Raw genomic sequence first — 25841 nt, 5'->3', positions numbered from 1 at the left:
ATGAACGCTCCATGGAAACAAGGCGCTGCGGGTAACCGCGATCCTTTCGCCGCTTTCATCTGCGATGAAGCCGCTCTGGACGCTCTGCGCCCGGTGGTCATCGAAATGGGCTGGCAGCCTGAGAAATGCGCCAAAGGCGGACTTCGCAATGCTGTTCAATCGCTTTCGGTCGCAGCAAGCCCGAATATTCTGATGGTCGATCTGTCGGAAAGCGGTGATCCGCTGAACGATATCAATGCACTGGCAGAGGTTTGTGAACCTGGCACGGTCGTGATTGCAGTTGGTCAGGTGAACGATGTTCGTCTGTATCGCGACCTGCTTGCAAGCGGCATACATGATTATCTGTTGAAGCCATTATCAGCCGGCCAGCTGCGCGATTCTTTGAATCAGGCTCAGGCTGTGTTTTCTTCACCGCGTGCTAGCGATCCTGAAGCGGCCAAGCGCCACATTTCGACAGCTGTCGTGGGAACACGCGGCGGTGTCGGTGCATCAATGCTGGCGACTTCGCTCGCCTGGTTGTTCAGCGACGAGCACGAATTGCCAACCGCCTTGCTGGACCTTGATGTCCACTTCGGCACCGGCGCTTTGGCGCTTGATCTGGAGCCGGGCCGCGGCCTGACTGACGCAATCGATAATCCCAGCCGGATTGACGGGCTGTTTATCGAACGCGCGATGATCCGTGCGAACGACAACCTGGCGATCCTGTCGGCAGAAGCGCCGATCAATTCGCCGCTGATGACTGATGGATCAGCGTTCCTGCAGCTTGAGGAAGAATTCCGTCAAGCGTTCGAAATGACGATGATTGATCTTCCGCGCAATATGCTGATCAATTTCCCGCATCTATTGGCAGACGTCAATGTCGTGGTCTTAACCACCGAAATGACACTAGCGTCGGCGCGTGATACGATCCGTATCCTGTCTTGGCTGAAAACCAACGCCGAACACGCAACGCCGATCATCGTGGCAAACAAAGTTCAGCCTGGTACGGCGGAAATCAGTAAATCCGATTTTGAAGCCTCTATTGAACGCAAAATCGACTTTACCGTCCCGTTTGACAACAAAGCCGCAGCTAACGCTGCGAAGCTCGGCCAGACGTTTGTTGATGCCAACAAGTCGGCGAAAGCCACTGGGGTCGTTAAACAGCTTGCGGAACGCATTCTCGGTGTAGTCGATGAAGAAGTTGACGGCGGAGAGCCAGCCAAGAAATCGCTTCTCGGTAGCTTCGATCTCAAAGCACTTCTTCCAAAGAAGAAAAGCAAAAAGGCAGAGCCTGAAACGGCGTGATGCACCTTTGAGCGGCTGTGACCTGTAACCGGGTCGCAGCCACCCTGAAACTTTTGCGAGCCACCGGCCCGCGCGACGTAAGAAAGGCAGATCAAGAGCATGGATATTCTTCAGCTCCTGCTAATTGCAGGCGGGCTCATGGCCCTGATGGTGATCGGCTACACGTTGTTCGCCGGACCATCTGCCGCAAAAGAAGGTCAGCGCCGGTTAGAATCGCTCCGTTTTCGTCACTCGGAAAATACCGATACGAAAGTGGAATCGCAGTTCAAAAAGGCCATCGCCAACCGCAAGCCGATGCGCCACAAAGTTGCTGGCTCGGGCTCGCGGATCGATGCCCTCGCCATCCGGCTTGATCGGACAGGCAAAAGCTGGACTTTGTCACAGTATTTCTACTCGTCTTTAGGTCTGGCGCTGGCAGTAGCCGTGCTGATGTATTTGCGCTCGGGCGCAGCAATGATGTCGCTGGGTATAGGCGCGGTCGTCGGGCTGGGCCTGCCGCACATGGTGGTGAACTTCTTCATTAAACGCCGCACAGCCCAGTTTAATGCCAAATTCCCGGACGCGATCGAATTGCTGGTTCGCGGCCTGCGTTCCGGCTTGCCAGTGACCGAGACTTTGTCAGTTGTCGCGCAGGAACTGCCCGGCCCTGTCGGCGAGGAATTCAAAGGCATTGTCGAGCGGATCAAGATCGGCCGGACTATGGAAGAATCGCTTCAAGATACGGCTGACCGCTTGGGAATTCCCGAATTTAACTTCTTCTGCATCACGCTGGCCATCCAACGCGAGACGGGCGGTAACTTGGCGGAGACACTGTCCAACCTGTCCGACGTGTTGCGTAAACGCATGCAAATGAAGCTGAAGATCAAAGCGATGAGCTCTGAGTCGAAGGCGTCCGCCTATATCGTTGGTGCATTGCCATTCATCGTGTTCGGTATGATCTGGTGGATCAACCCCGGGTATCTCGGCGGTTTCTTCAGCGATGATCGCCTGATCGCGATCGGTCTCGGCGGCATGCTGTGGATGTCCATCGGTGCCTTCATTATGGCCAAAATGGTCAATTTCGAGATCTGAGCGGGGATAGATAGAACATGCTCAACCAACCATCAGGACCCACTCTGCTCGGTTTCGACGTTATTCTCGTCGGGACCATCCTCGCAGGTGTCGCCGCTCTTGCAGTGGTGCTGGCGATCTATGCCGCAGTAACGGTCAAAGATCCGATGGCGAAACGCGTCAAAGCACTCAATGCACGGCGCGACGAACTGAAGGCCGGCATTGTAACCTCAAGCGGTAAAAAACGCGCCAGCTTGGTTCGCAAAACCGATCAGACGGAAAAGATGAAGGACCGGCTGCAGGGGATGAAAGTCCTCCAAGAAAGCCAGGTCGCAATCATTCAGCAGAAGCTGGCGCACGCCGGCTACCGCAACAAGGAACTGGCTGTTGTTGTCATCGCTTTGCGTCTGGTTGCACCGATCATCTTGGGCGGTCTAGGCTTCCTGCTTATTTATGTTATCGACTACTTCCCCGAATGGGGCAGCATGAAACGGCTTGGTGCGTTCTCGGCTATGCTTTTTGCAGGCTATAAAGGGCCCGAGATATATCTGTCGAACAAGTCCAAGAAACGGACCGATCTGATCCGCAAGGGTCTGCCTGACGCGCTCGACCTTCTGGTTATTTGCGCCGAGGCTGGTCTGACAGTCGATGCCGCTTTCAACCGCGTGGCCAAAGAACTGGGCCGTGCCTATCCGGAATTGGGCGACGAATTTGCTCTTACCGCAATTGAATTGTCGTTCCTCACAGACCGGAAAATGGCGTTCGACAACCTCGCATACCGGGTCGATCTGGAATCTGTTCGCGGCGTGGTCACCACTATGGTGCAAACAGAGCGCTATGGTACGCCGCTGGCATCAGCCCTGCGAGTTCTTTCGGCAGAGTTCCGTAATGAGCGGATGATGCGCGCTGAGGAGAAAGCTGCGCGTCTCCCGGCGATTATGACCATTCCGCTGATTTTGTTCATTCTGCCTGTGCTTTTTGTCGTGATCTTGGGCCCCGCAGCCTGCTCGATCAGCGACGCCTTTGCAGACGGAACTCCCAGCTAAAAACGGGATTTCCTTGTAAAAACCCGGACCGAGAGGTCCTACCAAACACCGAGTTCGGCCTCGAAGCTTTACCGCTTCGGGGCCGATTTCGTGCTCTCGCAGATTATTCGGCTTGCTTGCGAACTTGATCGAGCAAATCGCGGAACATTGCCTGCTGCTCATCGCTCATCGAGGCCAGCAGAGTTCGCTCAATCTCGCGCGCCATCGGCACGATCTTAGCGTGCATTTCCGCCCCGGCCTCGGTCAATTCGAGATGGTGGGAGCGGCCGTCCTGCTGATTGGGGATACGCACCGCTAGTTCGCGCGCCTCAAGCATTTTGCAGGCGCGGTTGACCGCGACCTTATCCATCAGCGTCTTCTCGGTCAGCTCGCGCTGAGTCAATCCGCCCGCATCGCCCAGCATCGCCATCACACGCCACTCGGTCACTTTCAGACCGAACGCATCGTGATAGGCTGCCGCAATCCGGTTGCTGACCGCGTTGGATGCAACTGACAATTGATACGGCAGGAAATCCGTCAGATGAAAGGGCGTGTCGCTCATTCGAAAGGTTTCTAATGAAACCGTTTCGCTTGGCAAGTGTGCGAATAGCCAAGATATATGAGATCACTCATATCCAAGCTCACTTATACTCAGGCTCGTTCCACCACGGATAGAAATCCGGCATGTCTTCGGAGACTTTGCCCGGATAGCTGGGCGGGCGCTTCTCCAGGAAGCTCTGCACGCCTTCCGTCGCATCTTTACCGCGCGAGAGTGTATAGATCGAACGACTATCGATCCGGTGAGCCATCATCGGATGATTTTCCACCGGCAAGCGCCACAGCATCGCGCGTGTCATTGCCACAGATACTGCAGAGGTATTTTCGGCAATTTCATTGGCCAGTTCGCGCGCAGCATCCATCAATTCAGCCTGCGGATGGACTGAGCGGATGAGACCGCCGTTCAGCGCTTCTTCCGCACCGAAAATCCGCCCGGTCATGCACCATTCGAGAGCTTGTTGCTGCCCGACCAGTCGCGGCAGGAACCAGCTCGAACATGCCTCTGGCACGATCCCGCGCCGTGCAAATACGAAGCCGAAGCGGGCATTGTCGGATGCCAGGCGGATATCCATCGGCAGCTGCATTGTTGCGCCCACGCCTACTGCCACACCGTTACAGGCGGAGATGAGCGGCTTGGTCGATTGGAACATCCGCAGGGTCAACCTCCCGCCGCCATCGCGCACGACTTCATCCGACAAATCGGTCACTTCGGTCTGGCTGGAGAACGGCTTCGATCCGTCATCGGGGGTCAGATCAGCTCCCGCGCAAAACGCCCGATCCCCTGCTCCCGTGACGATGACCGCCCGGATGTCATCGTCAGCATCCGTATCATCGAACGCGTCGATCATTTCGGCCATCATATGGCGCGTATAGGCGTTCATTTTCTCCGGACGATTGAGCGTGATAGTCGCAATCGGCCCGTCTTTCTCAAGCAGGATCTGGGTGTAGTCGGTCATGGCTGATTCTCCTCGGGAAACCCTACAGGATGGAACACATGGAACAGGGTCCAAATAGAAAAACCGCCTCTCCCATTCTCACCCCGATTAAGGGCGTTGAGAACGGGAAGAGGCGGCGTAATCATACGTCAAACATACCCGCAACACGCGCGAGTAGGAAAGCACCTTAGCGCGGTGCCATCCGGATAGACCCGTCGAGACGGACGTCTTCGCCGTTGAAATATCCGTTTTCGATCATAGTCAGAGCGAGATGCGCATATTCTTCGGGATGACCCAGACGCTTCGGGAATGGAACCGACGCCGCCAGCGCTTCTTTCACTTGCGGCGGCGCAGCGGCCATCAGCGGCGTTTCAAAGATGCCAGGCAGAATGGTATTTACGCGGATGCCTTCTTGCATCAGATCGCGCGCAATTGGCAGGGTCATGCCGATGACACCGCCTTTGGACGCGGAATAGGCAGCCTGACCGATTTGGCCGTCTTCACCGGCAACCGATGCCGTATTGACGATCGCGCCACGATCACCGTCTTCGCTCAGCGGGTCGAGCGTCATCATACCGGCCGCCGATTTGGCGATGCAGCGGAATGTTCCGACCAGATTGATCTGGATCAGCCAATTGAATGCGTCGAGCGGGAAGTGCGAGATTTCGCCCGTGTTACGGTCACGCTTGGCGGTCTTGATTGCGTTGCCTGTGCCAGCGCAGTTGACCAGAATGCGTTCCTGACCATGCGCTTCGCGCGCTTTGGCAAAACCGGCATCGACAGACGCGTCATCGGTCACATTCACTTCGCAAAAAATGCCGCCGATTTCTTCAGCAACCGCGAGGCCTTTTTCTTCCTGAAGGTCGAAAATTGCGACCTTCGCGCCTTTTGCTGCGAGAGCGCGTGCAGTTGCTGCACCGAGACCCGATGCGCCGCCGGTTACGACTGCGGGTGTATTTGCGCCTACTTCCATTATTCAATCTCCTAATTCAAAAAAAATCCGTTCACCCTGAGCTTGTCGAAGGGTCGTTCTTCACTTTTGACCATCCGCCCGAAGAAAGTGCGGTGCTTCGACAAGCTCAGCACGAACGGAACGGAAGGCCTGTTCTAGTTTTTCTCTTACAGAGCCTCAACAATCGTCACATTAGCGACACCGCCGCCTTCGCACATCGTTTGCAAGCCATATTTCTTGCCGCGCGCTTTCAGCGCATGGACCAACGTCGCCATCAGTTTGGTACCCGATGCGCCCAGCGGATGGCCCAGCGCAATCGCGCCGCCATTGACGTTGAGTTTCTCCGGATCGGCACCGGTGTGCTTAAGCCAAGCCAGCGGAACGGGTGCGAATGCTTCGTTCACTTCATACAGATCGATGTCTTCGATTTTCATGCCAGCGCGTTCCAGCGCTTTGTCGGTCGCGAACAACGGCTCTTCCAGCATGATAACCGGATCGCCGGCGGTTACCGTCAAATTGTGAATCCGCGCCATCGGCGTGAGGTTGTGCGTTTTCAGAAACTCTTCGGACACAACCAGTACCCCGCTGGAACCGTCGCAAATCTGGCTTGCGCTGGCGGCTGTTACAGAACCGCCCTCCTGAATAAGCTTGACCGAAGCAATCCCTTCCAGCGTCGCATCGAAGCGAATGCCTTCGTCCACCGTATGCTGTTCTTCGCCTTCGGGCGTTTCCACAGTCACCGGGACAATCTCGTTCTCGAACGCGCCAGCATTGGTTGCCGCGATGGCCCGCTGGTGGCTTTCAAACGCAAACCGGTCGAGATCACCCTTGGAGAATCCGTGCTTCTTCACAATCATCTCCGCGCCCATGAACTGGGAGAACATGATGTTCGGATACTTGTCTTCGAGACCGGGCGATTTGTAGTGGCCCAGCCCTTCTTTCATATGGAATGTCGCGTTCGATCCCATCGGTACGCGCGACATGCTTTCGATACCCGCCGCGATCACGGCGTCCTGCGTGCCCGACATCACTGCCTGCGCGGCAAACTGGATCGCCTGCTGCGAAGATCCGCATTGGCGGTCGATCGTCACAGCCGGGGTGGATTGCGGCAAATGCTTCGACGCCAGAACCGCATTGCGGCCAACCTGCATGGCCTGCTCACCGGCCTGGCTGACGCAGCCCATCACAACATCGTCGATGGCGTTGGGATCGACGCCAGTACGCTCCATCAGCGCATCGAGCGATTTTGCAGCCAGGTCCACCGGATGGACACCTGCCAAACGGCCTCCGCGTTTGCCACCTGCTGTTCTGACTGCATCGACAATATAGGCTGTCGCCATAGGGGTCTCTCCTGAGATAGTTCACTTAGTTAGCTATGTTGCTAAGGGGATTAGCAGTGCCGCAAGGAGCGTCAAGCAGGTTCGCTGCCGGTTTATGGTAATCACGCGTTGCAAGAGAGAGGTACACGCGGCCTTTGAGAAACGGACGTAATCGCGTGACAAGTTTCGGAGAACAATACGCCACAGGGACGCCCTGATGTCGCGATTGTTGTTCAGTTCAATCGCTTGATTCTGAATGTCCGTTTACCACCGATCTTTGCCTTGAAACTACCAAGAGCCGCTTTTTTGATCGTGATTGAATCACCCGCTTCGACATCGCCGAGAATGAGAGTGTTGTCGGTTTGTATCCATCTGCTACCACTTTCCAGTTCGACATACAGCTTTCCACGTCCCGTGGTTCTTGCCGAAGCTATGATTCCATCGATACTATCTACATCGTTCTTACCGTCTTCTGACCCCCCAAATAGCCGGATTTTGGGAAGCTTAAAGCCAAACAGTCCTGCACGTGCTTCGCGCACTTGACTCTGATCGGCTATAACCAGCTCCTCTGACATCGTGGCCTCTTCGACCAGAGCAACCTCGCGGTCGAAGCACGCCAATCGCTGTACTGGTTCTGCGATGCCACGGCAGGCGAACAAACGTTCAACCACCGGCGGTGCTTCTTCAGCTCCTGCGGAACCGCGTTCTTGGGCGGACACCGGCGAAGCAAAAACAAGCGCCACCCATGCGCCGATACATCCAAGAACGGTTTTAACTAGATCCGACCGTGCCACCATTTTCGATCCCCTTGTTTGGTAAAGCTCGCCAAAATTTATACCGGAAGGGCAAATCTGGTCAGAGCTCGGGTCAATTTACCCAACACCGGTTGCCGTAAAGGCGCAATTTCCGCAAGCCTCCATGTTGTTGCATTCAGGTTACAGATATTTTGTAAATTGGCGTAATAGCAACTGCCCACTTCACAACGCGTCAGGCTTCAGCCACGGAGCAGACAGGGAGCGTTCGACCGCAAAAAGTCGACCATTCCGTTATAACTTCGAGCTCCTGCGGCCCAAGAGATTGGGTCGGACGAGTGAGAATCCTGGCGAAAGCAACGACCGAGAGTGGTCGCTGCATAAATGATGGGACTAAAACCACATGAAGAAACTAACGAGCTTTAAGTTCGGTACGGCACCGCTAGCATTGGGCTTGGCCCTTGCCGCTTCGCCTGTACTGGCGCAAACGCAGCCGGAAGAGGAAGCGGATACAGCAACGGAAGGCGATGTAATTGTCGTTACCGGTTCGCGTATTGCTTCGCCGACTGCCACCTCTTCGGCACCTCTGCAAATTGTTGATGCACAAGCGATCAGTGATAGCGGTATTACCAACGTTCAAGAGCTGCTTCTTGAGAACCCCGCATTCGGTACGCCAGCTCTTAGCCGTACCAACTCTGCGTTCCTGACATCGGGTACTGGTGTTGCAACCGTCGACCTTCGCGATCTCGGCTCCGACCGTACGCTGGTCCTGATCAACGGTCGCCGCGTAGTTGCCGGCCTTCCGGGTTCGGCAGTCGTCGACCTTAACATGATCCCGACTCAGTTCCTCGAGCAAGTCGACGTTCTGACCGGTGGTGCATCGTCACTGTACGGTTCTGACGCCGTCGCAGGTGTTGTGAACTTTGTTTACAAGCGCGATTTCGAAGGCATCGTTGCGAATGGCCAGTACGGTGTCACAGAGCGCGGCGATGATCCACGCTACCAAGCCAACCTGACTGTTGGTACCAACAGTGCTGACGGCCGTGGCAACATCATGATGCATTTCGGCTACTCGAATGAAGAAGGTCTTCTTTCGCGTGAGCGTGCAAATACATTCACTGATGACTTCGATGCTTTCCGTGTCGCTCTTTTCGATGGAAGTCTTGACCCTGGTGATTTAGCCCTTTTCGGCACAGAGTCCGCTCCGTTCTTTTCCAGTGGCCCGCCGCAGGGTCGCTTCGACGTAAATGGTACGTCGAGTTCCGCTGACGACTTTACTTTCGACGCCGCCGGGAATTTGATTCCGAACTTTTCGACTAACGGGCCCAACGGCGACGGTGTAGGCGCTAACGGCTTCAACCGTCAGTTCTTCCGCACTCTGGCCGTTCCGGTCGAACGGTATCTGTTTGCAACCGCCGGTAGCTACGAAATCAGCGACAACGTAAATGTGTTCTTCGAAGGCACTTACGCCAAGACAACTTCATCACGTGAGATCGAGCCGTTCTTCCTGTCTTCGGGCGACATCTTCGTTAGCGGCGGCCGTGTGCCACTCGAAGATGCAAACGGTAACGTAAACCCAATCGTTCCAGCGGACATTGTAGCAGCATCGCAAGACATCGATGGTGACGGTCGTCGCGATTACGGCTTCATTCGCCGTATCGTTGAATTCGGTCCACGCCAAGGTAGCACCGCTCGCGATACTTTTCGCTTCGTGGTTGGCCTCGACGGGACGGTCTTCGATGATCGCTTCCGTTGGGACGTAAGCTATAACTACGGTACTACGACTGAGAACCAGCGTAGCAGTGGTCAGATCAACACCGTCAACGCACGGTTTGCTCTCGACGCCATCCAGGACGTCAATGATCTTGACGGCGATGGTAGCACAACCGACGCAATTTGTTCCGACGCGAATGCGCGGTTACAAGGCTGTGTTCCGTTCAATGTGTTCGGTGTAGGTGCTATTGACGCGCAACAACTGGCGTATTTGAATGCTGAAACTTCGTTCCAAACGGATATCACACAGCAAGTCGTGCAGGGTAACATTTCTGGTTCCCTGTTCGAACTGCCAGCTGGTCCGGTTGGGATCGCTGCTGGTGTTGAGTACCGCAAGGAATCAAGCGTTGAAGATCTCGACGCTCTGACTAATGCCGGTCTTAACGCCGGTAACGCCATTGGCGATACTCAGGGTCAGTTCGATGTTCTTGAGGGCTATCTCGAAGTTAAAGTTCCGATTTTGGCGGATACTCCGTTCTTCGAACTCCTTGAAATCGGTGGTTCCGTTCGTGTCGCTGACTATTCGACAGTTGGTCAGGTAGTAAGCTACAGCGCGACAGGCGTCTGGCAGCCAATTGATGATCTTCGCATCCGCGGGACGTATTCACGTGCTGTCCGGGCTCCGAACATCGGCGAATTGTTCAGTGCGCAGTCGCAAACCTTCCCATCGGGTCTAACCGACCCGTGTGGCGGGATAGGTGCAACGGGTGGCGGAACTGTCGGTGAGGTGTGTCGCCGTGATGCCGGTGTTCAAGCAAACATCGCAGCGAACGGTGTGTTCACTCTGACCCAGCCTGACATTCAAGGCATCAGCGGTTTCAACGGCGGTAACCCGAACCTGTTTGAAGAAACAGCTGACAGCTTCACCGTTGGTGCGGTGTTCACTCCGCGCTCGTTGGGTGTTCGCAACCTGACGATCACTGGTGACTACTACGATATCGAAATCAGCGATGTTATCGCTGCACCTGGCCGTGCCTTCACGCTGGATCAGTGTTTCAACTTCGACAATCAGAATTTCTGTAATCTGATTACTCGCCGTCAGGTGGGTGACTCGCAAAACAGTGCTGGTTCAATCGAGTTCATCAACGCATTCCAGAATAATGGTGCTGTGCTGAAGACTCGTGGTCTCGATGTCACTGCTAGCTATCGTACAAGTCTCGACAGTCTAGGTCTGACCGATGCGGCACTGAGTGCTCGCATCGCGTACAATCATATCTTCCAGTATGATTTCCAGAACTCGATCACTGCTCCAGCAGATCCACAAGAAGGCGAAATCGGTACTGCCGATCACACCTTCACTGCTAATCTGGCATATGATCAAGGTCCGGTACGCGTCAGCTTCACTGGTACCTTCATCGGTGCTTCAACCGAGGACGATCAGTTCTGTTCTAACTTCGGCTTAGACGCAGGTTGCTTTAAGCAAGGCGCGGAATTCTATCTGGATACGCAGATCAACTGGTCTGTCTCGGATACGATGTCAGTCTATATCGGCGCAGATAACCTGCTCGACAATGACGCTCCAAACCTGCTGGGTGGTACGACTTTCAACGTAACCGGTTCAGATACAGCTGCTGACGTGTACGACATCTTCGGACGTCGTTATTACGCAGGTGTCCGTCTGCGCTTCTAAGCGCTTCCGGACTTGCTACAAAATTGGGCGGCAGGGTTTCCCTGCCGCCCTTTTTTGTTACAAATAGCACTGGAGATTGATTATGATCAAATATTTGCTTGGTATGGCAGTTACAGGACTGGCTCTCACTTCAGCACCGGCGGCGGCCGACAAGAAGGAAGAAAAACCAAAAGATCCCGAAGCCATCACCTGCAAATATATAAAGCTGGTTAGAAGCCGCATTCCGGAGCGAGTTTGTAGAACAAACTTCGAATGGACAGAGCTAAAACGCGAGCAGCTCCAAGCCAAAGAGCAGAATCGAAATCGCAGCAGCACATGCGGAACTAGTATTCGCTGTTAAGCCGCCGACTGCCTTGAGTTTTGGGTGTTACACTTCCGAGTGACTTAGCATTCAGCCAGCTGCTACAACCATCTGCAGCTCGCCGTCGCCCTCGTCGATCTTGACCGTGCTGCCATCTGGCACATCGCCCTGCAGCAACATTTCCGCGAGCGGGTCCTGAAGATAACGCTGCACCGCGCGTTTTAGCGGGCGCGCGCCATAAACGGGATCGTATCCGACCCTGCCCAACCAGCGCAGAGCGGCATCGGTTAGCTCGAGCTCGATCTTGCGATCGTTGAGCAGTTTCTGCACCCGCTTGACCTGAATTTCGACAATCGGTGCCATGTGCTCCATCGCGAGGCGGTGGAACAGGATGATTTCATCCAGCCGGTTGAGGAATTCGGGGCGGAAATGTCCGCGTACCACATCCATTACCTGCGGCTCTACCTCAGAGACCTTCTGGCCGTCTTCCATATTGGCGAGATACTGGCTGCCGAGGTTGGAAGTCAGGATGATAAGCGTGTTCGAGAAATCGACCACTCTGCCCTGCCCGTCGGTCAAACGGCCATCATCGAGCACTTGCAGCAGCACGTTGAACACGTCGCTGTGTGCTTTCTCGACCTCGTCGAACAAGATGACTTGGTATGGACGCCTGCGGACGCTTTCGGTCAGCACGCCGCCTTCATCATAGCCGACATAGCCCGGAGGCGCGCCGATCAGACGGGCGACCGAGTGCTTCTCCATGAACTCGCTCATATCGATGCGGACCATCGCGCTGTCATCGTCGAACAGGAATTCAGCGAGCGCTTTGGTCAGTTCGGTTTTACCTACGCCAGTGGGCCCGAGAAACAGGAACGAGCCGAGCGGACGGCCCGGGTCTTTCAGTCCCGCACGCGCGCGGCGCACAGCCTTCGACACCGCCTCGATAGGCTGACGCTGGCCGATCACACGTTTGCCCAGCATGTCCTCCATCTGGAGCAGTTTCTCGCGCTCGCCTTCCATCATCCGGTCAATCGGAATGCCGGTAGAGCGGCTGACCACGCCCGCGATGTCATCCTCGGTCACTTCTTCGCGCAGCAACGCGTTCTCATTCTGGTCGGACGCGGCTTCGATGGCTTTTTCAAGCTCGGGAATTTTCCCGTAGGATAGCTCACCTGCTTTCGCGAGATCGCCCTCGCGTTGTGCCTGTTCCAGTTCGAGACGTGCCTGGTCGAGCTGTTCCTTCAGCTTGCTTTCGGCGTGAATCTTGTCGCGCTCGTTTTGCCAACGGGTCGTCAGTTCGGAGGATTGCTGTTCCAGGTTCGCGAGTTCCTCGCGCAGCGCTTTGAGGCGGTCCTTGGACGCCGTGTCGGTTTCCTTGGACAACGCGGATTCTTCGATCTTGAGCTGGATTATCCGGCGATCAAGGCCCTCAATTTCCTCCGGCTTGCTTTCCACTTCCATCCGGATGCGCGAGGCGGCCTCATCCATCAGATCGATCGCCTTATCGGGCAAGAAACGGTTCTGGATATAGCGGTTTGACAAAGTCGCCGCCGCCACGATTGCGCCATCGGTGATCCGCACGCCGTGATGCAGCTCGTATTTGTCCTTGATACCGCGCAGAATCGAGATCGTGTCCTCAACCGACGGCTCGTCGATATAGACCGACTGGAACCGCCGCTGCAGCGCGGGATCTTTCTCGACATATTTCTGATATTCATCGAGCGTAGTCGCACCGATACAGTGCAATTCCCCGCGCGAGAGCGCCGGTTTGAGCAGGTTCGACGCATCCATGCTGCCTTCACTCGCTCCAGCACCGATCAGTGTGTGCATTTCGTCAATGAACAGGATGATCTGGCCGTCGGCACCCTTCACTTCGTCAAGAACCGCTTTGAGCCGCTCTTCAAACTCACCGCGATATTTCGCGCCCGCTATGAGCGAACCCATATCGAGCGACATCAGCGTGCGGCCTTTCAGGCTGTCGGGCACATCGCCATTGGCGATGCGCAGCGCGAGGCCCTCGGCAATTGCGGTCTTACCTGTGCCGGGCTCGCCGATCAGCGCGGGATTATTCTTGGTCCGGCGAGCGAGAATTTGCACCGTGCGGCGAATTTCTTCGTCGCGGCCAATCACCGGGTCAAGCTTGCCGTCGCGCGCCGCTTGCGTCAGATCGCGGGCGTATTTTTTCATCGCATCATAAGCGTCTTCGGCGCTGGCAGTGTTGGCAGCGCGGCCACCTGTCAGCTCGACAATCGCGGCATTGAGCGCCTTGGGATCGACATTGGCCTCTTTCAGAATCTGGCCTGCGGGGGTCGTCGAAGCAAGCGCCAGAGCCACTAACAGCCGCTCGACAGTCACGTAGGAATCGCCCGCTTTCTCAGCGATAGTTTCGGCCGAATCGAGTACCCGCACTGCATCATTGTCGAGACCGGGTGTCTGCTGCGCACCGCCGCCCGAGACAGCCGGAATTTTCGCGAGCGCTTCATCAACCATATCCTGTGCAGTCGCGGTCTGGCCGCCCGCGCGCTGGATCAGACCGGCAGCCATCCCCTCATCATCTTCAAGCAGCGCTTTCAGCAAATGGGTAGGCGAAATACGCTGATGGCTGTTGCGGATTGCGACCGTCTGCGCACTTTGCAGGAAACCCTTGGCGCGGTCGGTGAATTTTTCCAGGTTCATCGCTTGGTCCTTAATTCTCAATGCCTGCAATATGGCCCGCTACGTTACTCCCGCAAGGGCCACACTACAGGTGTGTTACTCATATATAGGACCTGCGTTCTGCGTTTGAAGGGGTGCAACACGCAGGGTTCACCCTGCCCCGATTTCCCGCTACGCCGGTGCGCGAGAGAGGAACAATTATGAAGAGTTGGTTGGTTCGCGGCGGATGGCTGCTGCTTGGGGTTACACTCACGGCCCTGATCGGGCTGATGGTTTGGGAGCCTTTCGCGGCGCAGAAAGGTACCGCACCCGATAGCGACCGGACTTATTCCGCCGAAATCGTCCGCAGCGAATTTGGCGTTCCCCACATCTATGGCGAGACTGATGCCGACGTCGCTTATGGTGTGGCTATTGCGCACGCTGAGGATGATTTCTTCACCTTGCAGGATGTCGTGGCGATGACTCGTGGACGCTATGGCGCGATTGCCGGTGAAGAGGGCGCGCAGATCGACTATGCGTACCATCTGCTTGATGCACGCGGCACTGCAGAGCGGCACTATATGTCGCTGCCAGAGGACACGCGCGCTTTGTTTGAAGCCTATGCAACTGGCCTCAACCAGTTCGCCGAGGAAAATCCTGGCGAGGTCAAGCTGGCCAATCTGTTCCCGGTCAATGGTATGGATGTCGCGACCGGCTTTGCGCTGCGGCAGCCTTTCTTTTTCGGGCTTGGGAATGTCATCGGACCATTGGTAGCAGGTGAAGATCTCAACCCTGAATTCGGTCCGCCGATCCCTGATGCTGGTGACCGGGTAAAGCCATCCGCAGACGCTCCGCCAATCATGGATGACAGCGATGATGCCGAGCCTGTCGATGTCGCCCGCGCGCACCCGCTTTACTTCGGTGAGGACGGCGCGCTGTCCGGCTCCAACGCATGGGCGATCGCACCCCAAAAATCGGGCGACGGCGTTACGCGCCTAGTCTCGAACAGCCATCAGCCATGGCGCGGCGGCGTTGCATGGTACGAGCTTGTCGTCGAGAGCAATGAAGGCTGGCACTACGCCGGTGCAAACTTCCCCGGCAGCCCTTTCCCTTTCCTCGGCCATAACGAAAATCTTGGCTGGACCAACACTGTCAACCGCCCTGATATGACCGACGTCTATGAGTTGGAGCTCGACGATAGCGGCGAGAATTACAAACTCGATGGCGAGTGGAAGCCGCTTCTATCCAAACGCGTCATCCTGCCGGTCAAGATGGGGCCGCTGGTGTTGCCCGTTCCGCAGACCGTCTATCGCAGCGAGCATGGTCCGGTCATCAAGAATGACAAGGGTGCCTTTGCGATCCGCTATGGCGGGATGGATAGTGTGGACATGCTCGACGCCTATTACCGGCTCAACAAGGCGGAAAATTTCGAGGAGTGGAAGGCTATTTTGGCACGCATGGACATCCCCTCCACCAACTTCATCTACGGCGATAAGGAAGGCAACATTGCTTATGTCTACAACGCCGCGATCCCGGATCGTCCTGTCGGACCGGATTGGCGGAATATTCTGCCGGGCAATGACAGTTCGCTCATTTGGGAAGGAACCGTCGATTTCGACGCGATCCCCAAAATCTACAACCCGTCGAGCGGGTGGGTCTATAATTCCAACAACACACCCTACTCCGCTGCTGGTCCCGATGACGATATCGATCCGGACAGCGTCGCGCCAGAAATGGGCGTGGAACTGAAAGAGACGAACCGATCACGCCGGACCGAAATATTGATGGCGCAACATGACATAATTGATCGCGGCACACTCGAAGATATCAAATACGATACCGGCTATGTCCGCGAGGACTATGTCGATGTGATGATGGACGGCGTAGCAGCGCTCGATCTGTCAGACGATCCCGAGCTGGCAAAGGCGCAAGCGTTGCTGGCAGGTTGGGATATGACCTCCGACAGTATTGGCTCGGCTGATGCGATTGCGCTGCTGATGATCCGCCCGTGGATGAGCGCGGAATACCAGAACAAGCCGCTACCCGATGCGAAAGAGGAGCTCACAAATGCTGCCGAGCATCTATTGACGCATTTCGACAGGCTGGATCCGCCCATGTCCGAATTGCTGCGACTGCGTCAGGGCGATGTCGATCTGCCGCTGGATGGAGGCAGCGATACGCTACGGGCATCCACGCTTTGGAACGTCGATGACGATGGCAGGCTTTCGGTGCGTCACGGAGACAGCTTTCTGATGTTCGTTGAATGGGAACCCGGCAAAAGAGTCCGCTCGGAATCGATCCAGCCCTACGGTGCAGCAACGACGCGGCCTGATAGCCCGCATTTCGCCGATCAGGCTGCGCTGTTCGTCAAGCATGAGTTGAAACCGGTCCACTTCTGGCGCGTTGATGCGCTGAAAGCTGCAACTGTCCGGAAAACTGTCAGCAACCGCTAAGCAACACCGGCCAATCGCAGATATCGAATACGACATAGGGAATCATCATGCGCCTTACACCGATTACTCGTTTTGCGTCGGCAAGCCTGCTTGTACTGTCGCTCGCTGCGGCACCTGCCATGGCTCAAGACGCGCCGTTCGCTGCGGAGGCGATGGACGATGCGACGGCCGCAATGGCAGACGATCCGGCAACCCCGGCACCTGTGGCCGACCTGATCGATGCGGTTTCGATCCCTTACGACCAGTTCGAGCTTGATAACGGCCTGACCGTGCTCGTCCACGAAGACCGCAAGGCCCCGGTCGTTGCCGTATCGGTGTGGTACAATGTCGGCTCCAAGCATGAGCCGAAAGGTAAGACCGGCTTTGCCCATCTGTTCGAGCATCTGATGTTTAACGGCAGCGAGAACGCGCCAGGCGATTTCTTCGAGCCACTGCAGCAAGTCGGTGCGACGGATTTCAACGGCACCACATGGTTTGACCGGACAAATTATTTCCAGACAGTCCCCACGGGCGCGCTCGACCGGACGTTGATGCTGGAGAGTGACCGGATGGGGTATCTGCTGGGCGCTGTGACGCAGGAGAAGCTCGATAACCAGATCGGCGTGGTCCAGAACGAGAAGCGTCAGGGCGACAACCAGCCTTACGGCCTGACCGAATATGAGCAGCTCGAAAATCTCTACCCGTCTGGTCATCCGTATCATCACTCCACCATCGGTTCGATGGACGACCTATCCTCCGCGACTCTGGAGGATGTGAAGCAGTGGTTCCGCGATAATTACGGGCCCAACAACGCGGTGATCGTTCTGGCGGGTGATATCGACACAGCAACCGCACAAGCCAAAATGAACACTTGGTTCGGCGCAATTCCGCGCGGACCCGAAACACCCTCGGTCGATGCACCTGTCCCGACGCTGGACGAAGCAAAGTCCAAGACCATCTACGACAAAGTGGCGACCACGCGGATCTACCGGATGTGGGCCATCCCCGGTCTCGACAATCCGGACTTCCTGCCGCTTTCGATGGGCGCAAGTGTGCTTGGCGGCCTGGCGTCTTCGCGGCTCGACAATGCGCTGGTGCGCGAGCAACAATTGGCCGTCCGTGTAGTCGCCAATGCCCAGATTTTCGCGCAGGCCGGACAATTCGTTGTCTATGCCGATGCGAAACCGGGCGTCGATAAAGACACTGTCGCCGCCGCGCTGGACGCAGAGATCGCGAAGTTCCTTGAAGAAGGGCCGACTGCCGAAGAAATCCAGCGCGCGACCACTGTTTACGCCGCCAGCCAGATTCGCGGGCTCGAGCAAGTTGGCGGGTTCAGCGGCAAAGCGCCGACACTTGCCGAAGGATTTCTCTATCAGGGTGATCCGGCGGCTTACAAAACCACTCTCAATAGCGCAGCCGCGCTGACACCGGAGGAAGTCCGCTCCGTCACCGAGAAATGGCTGTCGCGCCCTGTATTCGAACTCATCGTTGAGCCAGGTGATCGCACTGAAGGCGGCGAGAATCGCGGCGGGTTTGTGATTGCGCCCGAAAGCTATGCCGGTTCGCTGGAGCCGGAATATTACGCCAATCCGCTTGGCCTCGGCATGCAAGGCGCGACTGGCGCGCACGTCGAAGCGGATCGTTCAAAATTGCCCGACGTCGGCGAACTTAAACCGCTCGATTTTCCTGATATCGAACGCGCCACTCTGTCGAACGGGATGGAAGTCTATTTCGCCAAGCGCGATGCGGTGCCCGTGGTCAGTGTGCGCGTTCAGTTCAATGCCGGATACGCTGCCGATCCGCGCGATCGGCTCGGCCTGCAATCGCTGATGCTGCAATTGATGGATGAGGGCACGACCACGCTTGATTCCACTGCCTTGGCGATCGAGCGCGAAAAGTACGGAGCGTCGATCTTCGGTACAGCCGATGCGGACACCACATCCTTCGGCCTTGATGCGATTACCCCCAACCTGCTTGGGTCGCTTAACCTGCTGGCCGATTACATCCGCAATCCTGCCTTCGACGAGAACGAGCTCGAGCGTGTCCGCGCGCAGCAACTGACACGCATCACGAGCGAACTTAATAATCCAGCACAAATTGCCCAGCGCGCGCTCATGCCGATCATCTATGGCGACCAGCATCCATACGGTATCCCGCCAAGCGGCACTGGTGAGGCAGAAGTTGTCTCTACCATTACCAAGGAAGAAATCTCCGACTTCCACCGCGTTTGGTTGCGCCCGGATATGGCGCGGGTTTTGGTTGTCGGTGACACTTCGCTCGATGAAGCCGTGAAGCTGCTCGAAGCAAGCTTTGGCGATTGGCAGGCACCCAATACCCCTGCTCCGGTGAAGAGCTATGACGCGCCGGTTCCCGACACCAGCCGCAAAATCGTGCTGATTGACCGGCCCAACTCGCCGCAATCGATCATTATGGGCGGCCATGTTCTGGACCAGAAAGGCACCGATGATCTGACCGTGCTGCGCGCCGCGAATGAAGTGTTTGGCGGCAGCTTCCTCAGCCGGATCAATATGAATCTGCGCGAGACAAAGGGCTGGTCCTATGGGGTTCGCAGTCTGGTGCGCACGCCGCTCGATCGCGGTAACTTCCTGATCTATGCGCCGGTTCAGGCCGACCGGACTGGCGATTCCATCACCGAATTATTCCGTGATCTAGCCGCCTATACGACAACCGACGGTGTCACCGATGAAGAACTGACCCGCCTCATCAACGGCAATGTCCGCGAACTGCCCGGCCAGTTCGAAACCAGTCGTGATGTGCTGGGCGGGATTACCAATATCATCACTTATGGCCGACCAGACGATTATTACGAAACGCTGGCCGAAAAATATTCTGCGCTGACCACCGACCAGCTTGACGCTGCGGCAAGGCAGACATTCAGCCTGAGCAACCTTACTCTGGTCGTGGTCGGTGATGCCGATGTCGTGAGGCCGCAACTTGACGGCCTTGGCATTCCTGTGGAAGTGCGGGAAACATCCGGCGAGTGAGCCGTTGAGACAGTAACAAAGGAGAGTAGACTATGTCCGTAGCAGGCACTTATGATTGCGTAACCAAAAGCCCGATGGGCGACCAGAAGAGCACCTTTACCGTTGTTCCAAACGACGAAGGCACAGAGTTCACCGGTACCAACCAAGGCGCCATGGGCAGCATGGAAGTCGAAGACGGCAAGATCGACGGTAACAAGCTGACTTGGACCATGAACATGACCGTTCCGATGCCTATGAAGCTCGAAGGCGAAGCCACCGTCGACGGAGATCAGCTGACCGGCGAAGTCAATGCCGGCGCATTCGGCAAGATGGCCATGACTGGCGAACGTCAGGGCTAATCGCGCTTTACATTCAAGGAAAAGGCCGCCGGAGCGATCTGGCGGCCTTTTTTGTTGCGCAGTTTGAAAAGTAGCCATGCATCCGGCCACATCCCTTTTGACAAGATTTAGCCGTTGATTTCTCAATCAAACTGCTCAAGATATTGCGAAGGGTTCAACCGATGTTGAACGGATCGTTTATTTGGGGAAGATTTCTTATGAGAACTTTGGGTCTGTTTTTGAGCGGTGCAGCTTTCATGACGCTGTCATATCCGGTGGCTGCACAGGATGCTGCTGAAGATGCCGCTGAACCAGTATGTGAATTGCATGTCTATCCTACGATTGAAGGACAGGCCCAGAATATCGGTCTGTTCGGCCCGGGTCTTATCAACTCGGCAATCAACTCGGACAAGAACATATCCAATGCAGAATATATGCGTGAAGCGCTGAGCCCGCGCTTCCAAGTCGACGCATTCAAAACAATTGATGTCGCCGCATCTGTTGGGATGCCCGAAGGGACCGAAGTGATCTATCAAACACCGATTGCTGATCGGGACATCACTACCAAAGTCAAAACGCGCCTCAGCGACAGCACCGAAGCCTGCTATGCCGAGTTGATTGTGACACAAAACCTCTATCAGAAGAAAATGATTTATGGTCGCTCGCTCAACAACCGCTTTATCTTCAAGGATTTTCGCGGCGGTAAGGAAAAGACAAAGATGGTCAAAGGCCGCGGCGGAAACGGAATTTCCGAATTCCCGCCCAAGACTGTTGAAGATCGCCCAGCAGCTGATGCCGATCTGAGGCAGGCATTTCTGGCGAACTTCGACGAATATTCCAAACGCTTCCGTAAATAGGATGTCCATCGTGGTAGCGCGTACCGCGTTAGCTGCAGTTTTTCTGATTGGCGCTCAACCTGCGTTCGCACAGGCTGAGCGCTATATCGCGCAAGATGCGCGCACAGTTGAACCGGCTCGTCAGATTGCCTCTATTATTCCGCAGGATCGGATCGCAAGCAGCATAGAACTGGGGCGGATTGTTCCGAACGAAGGCGGCTTAATTGGCGCGCTAGTCGATCGTACTCCCGAAAAACTGGCGCAAAATGCGGCCATGAAAGCGGATAGGTTCATTCGACCTTTGGCAGAAGTGCTCGAGGGATTTGATGCCGCCAAACTGGCTAGATCGGCGACGGAGAATGCGCTTGCCCAAGCCGATTGGTTCGCAGCAGGCCCGCCAAATGTTCTGACAGGCACCTCAATTTCCACAACACGAACCGAGAAAAATGGCGGCTCGGATAGCACTGTCAGCATGACATTCGCAGTCGGCGCGTTCGCTACTGAAGCCAATGATACGGTAGGCGCATTGACATGGGAAAAAGAGCGCCGCCGACTGGAGCGAGACTTCGCAGCGGCGCATTCCAGTGCATCGGAACTGGCAGTCATCACTTGGCGCTATCAATTGTCGGCAGACTTCACCAACATGCAAGTGATCGCCGATATTGCGACAAGAAAACCGAATTTGCCGGACCGTCTGTTCAAGCAGCAACTCATCAGCATTGTGAAATTGCGCCGCCCTTCATTTGTCGAAGAGGACAACGTTGCAATTTGGGCTGGCAACGATGGAGCGATTGCCCGCACAGCTTTGGAAATGGCGTTCTCTCGCGTTGGTGAAGTGCTTCCTGCTGTTCTCGCACTTGATGCCAAAGGATATAGAGCTGCAACCAGCAAGAAGAACCGTCAGACTGCTACAGCAGCAGGTTTCTATGGTCCGCAATTGCTCCGTGACGACAAGGGACCAGTTTTTCACGCACGTGACGGTGATCAACGCCTCAGAGCGTTCGTGGCGGTGCAAACCATCCGCAATTAGCCAAGAGACTGACGCGCGCCAAGGCTGGCCTTAGTCGGTCTCGATCTTAGCTGTTCTAGTCACCAAACTGTTGCTTGTGCTCAGTGACCTTGCCTGCAGCCAGCAGCTTTGCCTGCGCGACCCACGCATCACGGATAATCCGGCCTTTGAAATTGCCAAGATGGGCGTCAACTTCGCCGATATCTTTGGCGCGCCATACCGCGATCTGATCGAAGCGCGATACGCCCAGCGAATTGCACAAATCTTCCAGTTTCAGGCCAATGCCTTTGATCCGTTTCAGATCGTCCGGATCGCCAATCGCAGCGGCGATATTTGGCCCATCTTCGATTTCAGCAACGGTGAGCGGAACCGGTGGCTTGTCGGCAGCTTTGGCAGCGGCGGCAACGCCGGCTGCTGCGGTAGCGGCCACGGCGACAGGTGCGACAGAAACTTCCTCGGCCACCTCTTCCGCAACAGGCTTGGGTTCCGGCTCAGGCTCAGGAGCCGGTTCTGGCTGGGGCTCTGGTTCAGGCTCTACAGCAGCATCCTCGACAACTTCGTCCTCGTCGTAGACTTCATCATCGTGAGTCTCTTCCGCATCAGAACCTGCCCACGCCCACCACGCGGTGGCCAGGCCGATCAGAACGGCGAGTATGAAGGGAAGCGGATTGGCGGCGATAATCGATAGCATGTCTATTCTCCCGCGCGCTTAACTGCGCTTCCAGATCAACCAGCCCACACCGAGCCCGATCAGGAAACAGATGATGAGCAATATCCATGTTTCCATAAGCAATGGCATTGGCTTATTCCCCCTCTTCCGGTTTGGCGTCTGCGGCATCGGAAGCATCGCCACTCACAGTAAACTCGATCCGGCGATTGGCTTGGTTGGCAGCGGTACCAGTCCCTTCAACTTTCGGTTTCTCCGAACCGAAGCCTTTGGCGGATAGCTGATCCGCCGCAATGCCCCGCTCGACCAGAGCGGCGGCAATACCGTCGGCGCGCGCCTGGCTCATGCTGTTATTGATGGCGGCGCTTCCCGTGGCATCGGTGTGGGCCTCGACGGTGACTTCGGCGCTGCCGCACTCTTTCAACGCTGCAGCGACTGCGTCAATCGTGCGCAGTGACGCCGGTGATAGATACGGACTGCCGCTACGAAACGTGATCGGGTCAGCTTCCGCCGCTTTCGTGACCTCTGCCTGACATTTGGATGGACCCGCTTCTGCAAGACCATCAATTCCAGGTTTAGCGAGCGAGCCGATTTCATCATCCCAGCGCGCTTCAGCGATCCCGCTTACACCGCTAACGGTTTCCTTTGCTTCCGAGCGCGCGGCATCATCCAGATCGCCTGATAATATCGCCAGCCGTCTGATCGATGGTTCACGGGCGATGTGGACGCTAGCGCCTGCGGCACCCGATGCGGCCAACGCCGCAGTGGCTTTGTCGTCCAAACCAGCCGCGTAGGATTCGCCCGTCAGCGCATGCGTTGCAAATGCGAGCACCGAAGTCGCTGCTCCGCCCATGAGTATTTTGATCCAATCAGACATCAGAGACTCTCCTCTCAAGCGCAGGAGAGTAAGGGGATGCTTGGCAAAGTCGAGTCTGCGGCGGAAAACCTTTCCGTAATGACGCCGTTCTGCCTCTTTCGGGCGGTCGCGCTATAGCGAAATATGCCTACGTACCGCTTGGTACGCCGCTGCAGTCACCGTGTTTGCCAAATTGAGCGAGCGCACCTTGTCCGATCGCATCGGCAGACCGACAAGCTGCGCGCGGTGCGCTTCCACGATTTCCGGCGGAAGGCCTTTCGTCTCGCACCCGAAAACCAGAAAAGCGTCGGCGGGATAGTCAGGTTCGTAAAAGCTGCGATCCGCGTATTCTTCGAAAAGGTAAAGCTGATCGCCGCGCGGTGCACGCGCCTTCAGAAAGGCCTCCCAACTGGCGAACTCGGCCAGCCTGATATGCTGCCAGTAATCGAGACCAGAGCGTTTTACCCTGCTGTCCGAGATCTCGAAGCCGAGCGGATGGATCAGCACCAGTTCCATATCCAGCGCCACGCAGGTGCGGCCCGCCGCACCTGTATTGCCGGGTATTTCCGGATGGACGAGGACAATGCTGATGCTTGGGGACGTCAGCCCAATTTGCCCTTCAGAATCTGGTTCACGACCTGCGGATTGGCCTGTCCCTTCATCGCTTTCATCGTCTGGCCGACGAAGAAGCCGAACAGCTTGTCCTTGCCGCCTTTGTACTGCTCGACCTTATCCTCGTTGTTGGCGAGGATATCGTCGATCGCCGCTTCGATAGCGCCAGTGTCGCTGACTTGCTTGAGACCTTCAGTGTCGGCGATTTCTTCGGGGTCGCGGCCGGTTTTGAGGACAATCTCGTAGATTTCCTTGGCCTGACTACCGGAGATATCGCCCGCGCCCTGCATCCCCAGAATCGCCGCCTGCGCTTCGGCAGTGGCGTATTCGAGATTGGCTTCATCGCCGAGCGACTTTACCACGCCCGGCGCGGTCGACATGGACCAGTTGGCCACAGTGGTTGCGATTTCGCTTTCGGGTTTCCCGAGATGTTTTGCGGTGATCGCCAGCAGCGTTTCAAACCGCGCGAAGGTTTCAACTTCGACCGTTAGAACCGCCGCATTATATTCGCTCAGCCCCAACTCCTCGACATAGCGCGTGCGTTTGGCATCGGGCAGTTCGGGCAGGCTGGCGCGGCATTCCTCGAGGAAGTCATCCTCAAGGTTCACCGGCAGCAAATCGGGATCGGGGAAATACCGGTAATCATGCGCGTCTTCTTTGGAGCGCATAGACCGCGTTTCGTTCTTGTCCGGATCGTAGAGGCGCGTCTCCTGCACCACGGTACCGCCATCTTCGATCAGATCGACCTGACGGCGCACTTCGCTTTCGATCACTGCCATCACAAAGCGGACCGAGTTGACGTTCTTCGTCTCTGTGCGCGTACCCAGCTCGGTATCGCCGACTTTGCGGACCGATACGTTGACGTCCGCGCGCATCGAGCCTTGCTCCATATTGCCATCGCACGATCCGACATAGCGCAGGATAGAACGCAGCTTGCGCACATAGGCACCAGCCTCGGCGGGCGAGGTCATATCGGGCTTGGAGACAATCTCCATCAGCGCGACGCCGCAACGATTCAGGTCGACATAGGACATGGTCGGGTGCTGGTCATGCATCAGCTTGCCCGCATCCTGCTCGACGTGAATGCGCTCGATCCCGATGATCTTGTCTTCGGGAATGCCGGCCTTCTCGTCCTTCTCAATCAGCAGTTGCCCCTCGCCCACGATGGGGTGGTAAAGCTGCGAAATCTGATAGCCCTGCGGCAGATCAGCGTAGAAGTAGTTCTTCCGGTCGAAGCGCGAATATTTGTTGATCTGCGCCTCGATCGCCATGCCGGTGCGCACCGCCTGACGGATGCATTCGGCATTGGGCACGGGCAGCATGCCAGGCATCGCCGCATCGACGAGGCTGACCTGCGTATTGGGCTCTGCGCCGAAAGTCGTGTCCGCGCCGCTGAACAGCTTGGACTGCGACGTGACCTGCGCATGGACCTCAAGGCCGATCACGACCTCCCACTCGCCCGTTGCGCCTTGGATGCGGTAATTACTCATTATTCGTTCTCTCGATCACTTTACAAATCGCCTGCTTTGCGATGAACCAACCTCAGCCCAACTAATGTTCCGTATATCGCATTTAGAGCAAGTAGCGCACCAACAAACCAAAACGCGAACTTCATGGATCCAACGTCAACCAAGCGGTGAAACGGAAACACTGCCAAAAGTGCGATTGCTGCGCCAAACAAAACCGCACCGATAAGCCAGCGGCGGACATACCATTTTCGCCTGCCGTAAAAAAACAATGCGCTAACGAACAGTATCACCAAACCTGCGAGGATACCGGACGACCAATCAAAAGCGGCGTTCCAAACTCCCAGCGTGGCGACAGCGGTGAGTCCGCCACCGAGACCTTCGAGAATCCCATTAAATGTCGATCTCTTAGGGTTGGTAGCACTCAT

At 56.2% G+C, this 25841-nt stretch carries 21 protein-coding genes; 10 read left to right on the top strand and 11 right to left on the bottom strand.

Annotated features, from left to right (window positions below; translation table 11 throughout):
• From GRI35_RS06060 to GRI35_RS06050, 3 genes are all read left to right on the top strand, one after another.
• A complete protein-coding gene (locus GRI35_RS06060) occupies positions 1 to 1284 on the top strand; it encodes a pilus assembly protein CpaE (protein WP_160613332.1) in 1284 nt (427 codons plus the stop codon).
• A gap of 99 nt (positions 1285 to 1383) precedes the next feature.
• Positions 1384 to 2355 (top strand): type II secretion system F family protein, encoded by a 972-nt coding sequence (locus GRI35_RS06055; protein ID WP_160613331.1) that lies wholly within the window; start codon positions 1384 to 1386, stop codon positions 2353 to 2355.
• A 17-nt stretch (positions 2356 to 2372) separates the two neighbouring features.
• A complete protein-coding gene (locus tag GRI35_RS06050) occupies positions 2373 to 3380 on the top strand; it encodes a type II secretion system F family protein (RefSeq protein ID WP_160613330.1) in 1008 nt (335 codons plus the stop codon).
• A gap of 103 nt (positions 3381 to 3483) precedes the next feature.
• Here GRI35_RS06050 and GRI35_RS06045 read toward each other — a convergent pair whose 3' ends face one another.
• The 5 genes from GRI35_RS06045 to GRI35_RS06025 all read right to left on the bottom strand — a co-directional run bounded on the left by GRI35_RS06045 (position 3484) and on the right by GRI35_RS06025 (position 7920).
• Positions 3484 to 3921 (bottom strand): MarR family winged helix-turn-helix transcriptional regulator, encoded by a 438-nt coding sequence (locus GRI35_RS06045; protein ID WP_160613329.1) that lies wholly within the window; start codon positions 3919 to 3921, stop codon positions 3484 to 3486.
• 79 nt (positions 3922 to 4000) lie between these two features.
• Positions 4001 to 4873: a crotonase/enoyl-CoA hydratase family protein gene (locus tag GRI35_RS06040; protein WP_160613328.1), complete on the bottom strand. Its 873-nt coding sequence runs from the start codon at positions 4871 to 4873 to the stop codon at positions 4001 to 4003.
• 166 nt (positions 4874 to 5039) lie between these two features.
• Entirely contained in the window at positions 5040 to 5825 is a 786-nt protein-coding gene (locus tag GRI35_RS06035) for an SDR family NAD(P)-dependent oxidoreductase (RefSeq protein WP_160613327.1), read from the bottom strand.
• 146 nt (positions 5826 to 5971) lie between these two features.
• The gene (locus GRI35_RS06030) at positions 5972 to 7144 is read right to left on the bottom strand and encodes an acetyl-CoA C-acetyltransferase (RefSeq protein WP_160613326.1); all 1173 of its coding nucleotides are present in this window, start codon (positions 7142 to 7144) and stop codon (positions 5972 to 5974) included.
• Between the two features lie 212 nt (positions 7145 to 7356).
• Positions 7357 to 7920: a hypothetical protein gene (locus tag GRI35_RS06025; protein WP_160613325.1), complete on the bottom strand. Its 564-nt coding sequence runs from the start codon at positions 7918 to 7920 to the stop codon at positions 7357 to 7359.
• Between the two features lie 358 nt (positions 7921 to 8278).
• On the opposite strand from GRI35_RS06025, the gene GRI35_RS06020 reads away from it, so the two are divergent.
• Together GRI35_RS06020 and GRI35_RS06015 are read left to right on the top strand one after the other, a co-directional pair.
• Positions 8279 to 11278 carry a TonB-dependent receptor domain-containing protein gene (locus GRI35_RS06020; RefSeq protein ID WP_160613324.1) on the top strand — a complete coding sequence of 1000 codons (3000 nt, stop codon included), beginning with the start codon at positions 8279 to 8281 and terminating at the stop codon, positions 11276 to 11278.
• An 82-nt stretch (positions 11279 to 11360) separates the two neighbouring features.
• Positions 11361 to 11618 (top strand): hypothetical protein, encoded by a 258-nt coding sequence (locus tag GRI35_RS06015; RefSeq protein WP_160613323.1) that lies wholly within the window; start codon positions 11361 to 11363, stop codon positions 11616 to 11618.
• Between the two features lie 51 nt (positions 11619 to 11669).
• Here the strand turns inward: GRI35_RS06015 and clpB are convergent, their stop codons facing one another.
• A complete protein-coding gene (clpB, locus tag GRI35_RS06010; protein WP_160613322.1) occupies positions 11670 to 14255 on the bottom strand; it encodes an ATP-dependent chaperone ClpB in 2586 nt (861 codons plus the stop codon).
• Positions 14256 to 14434: 179 nt separating this feature from the next.
• Between clpB and GRI35_RS06005 the strand changes: the two genes are divergently transcribed.
• From GRI35_RS06005 to GRI35_RS05985, 5 genes are all read left to right on the top strand, one after another.
• Positions 14435 to 16666 carry an acylase gene (locus GRI35_RS06005; protein ID WP_160613321.1) on the top strand — a complete coding sequence of 744 codons (2232 nt, stop codon included), beginning with the start codon at positions 14435 to 14437 and terminating at the stop codon, positions 16664 to 16666.
• Between the two features lie 47 nt (positions 16667 to 16713).
• Positions 16714 to 19650 carry a M16 family metallopeptidase gene (locus GRI35_RS06000; RefSeq protein ID WP_160613320.1) on the top strand — a complete coding sequence of 979 codons (2937 nt, stop codon included), beginning with the start codon at positions 16714 to 16716 and terminating at the stop codon, positions 19648 to 19650.
• Between the two features lie 32 nt (positions 19651 to 19682).
• Complete coding sequence (locus GRI35_RS05995; protein WP_160613319.1) at positions 19683 to 19988, top strand: hypothetical protein; 306 nt, start codon at positions 19683 to 19685, stop codon at positions 19986 to 19988.
• A gap of 197 nt (positions 19989 to 20185) precedes the next feature.
• Positions 20186 to 20824, top strand: coding sequence for a hypothetical protein (locus GRI35_RS05990; protein ID WP_160613318.1), 639 nt, complete (start codon positions 20186 to 20188; stop codon positions 20822 to 20824).
• A gap of 10 nt (positions 20825 to 20834) precedes the next feature.
• On the top strand, positions 20835 to 21833 hold the full coding sequence (locus GRI35_RS05985) for a hypothetical protein (protein WP_160613317.1): 999 nt from the start codon (positions 20835 to 20837) through the stop codon (positions 21831 to 21833).
• Positions 21834 to 21888: 55 nt separating this feature from the next.
• On the opposite strand, the gene GRI35_RS05980 is transcribed toward GRI35_RS05985, so the two are convergent.
• The 5 genes from GRI35_RS05980 to GRI35_RS05960 form a co-directional block, all read right to left on the bottom strand.
• Complete coding sequence (locus GRI35_RS05980) at positions 21889 to 22503, bottom strand: hypothetical protein (protein WP_160613316.1); 615 nt, start codon at positions 22501 to 22503, stop codon at positions 21889 to 21891.
• A 112-nt stretch (positions 22504 to 22615) separates the two neighbouring features.
• Positions 22616 to 23356 carry an OmpA family protein gene (locus GRI35_RS05975; RefSeq protein WP_160613315.1) on the bottom strand — a complete coding sequence of 247 codons (741 nt, stop codon included), beginning with the start codon at positions 23354 to 23356 and terminating at the stop codon, positions 22616 to 22618.
• A 111-nt stretch (positions 23357 to 23467) separates the two neighbouring features.
• Positions 23468 to 23920, bottom strand: a complete 453-nt coding sequence (locus GRI35_RS05970; protein ID WP_328598451.1) for a tRNA (cytidine(34)-2'-O)-methyltransferase — start codon at positions 23918 to 23920, stop codon at positions 23468 to 23470.
• 17 nt (positions 23921 to 23937) lie between these two features.
• Entirely contained in the window at positions 23938 to 25437 is a 1500-nt protein-coding gene (gene gatB / locus GRI35_RS05965) for an Asp-tRNA(Asn)/Glu-tRNA(Gln) amidotransferase subunit GatB (protein WP_160613314.1), read from the bottom strand.
• A gap of 20 nt (positions 25438 to 25457) precedes the next feature.
• Positions 25458 to 25841: a hypothetical protein gene (locus GRI35_RS05960; RefSeq protein ID WP_160613313.1), complete on the bottom strand. Its 384-nt coding sequence runs from the start codon at positions 25839 to 25841 to the stop codon at positions 25458 to 25460.

It is taken from the genome of Pontixanthobacter aestiaquae, from assembly GCF_009827455.1.
In the GTDB taxonomy this organism is placed as follows: Bacteria; Pseudomonadota; Alphaproteobacteria; order Sphingomonadales; family Sphingomonadaceae; genus Pontixanthobacter; species Pontixanthobacter aestiaquae.
This window is presented reverse-complemented; position numbering and strand designations above follow the sequence as displayed.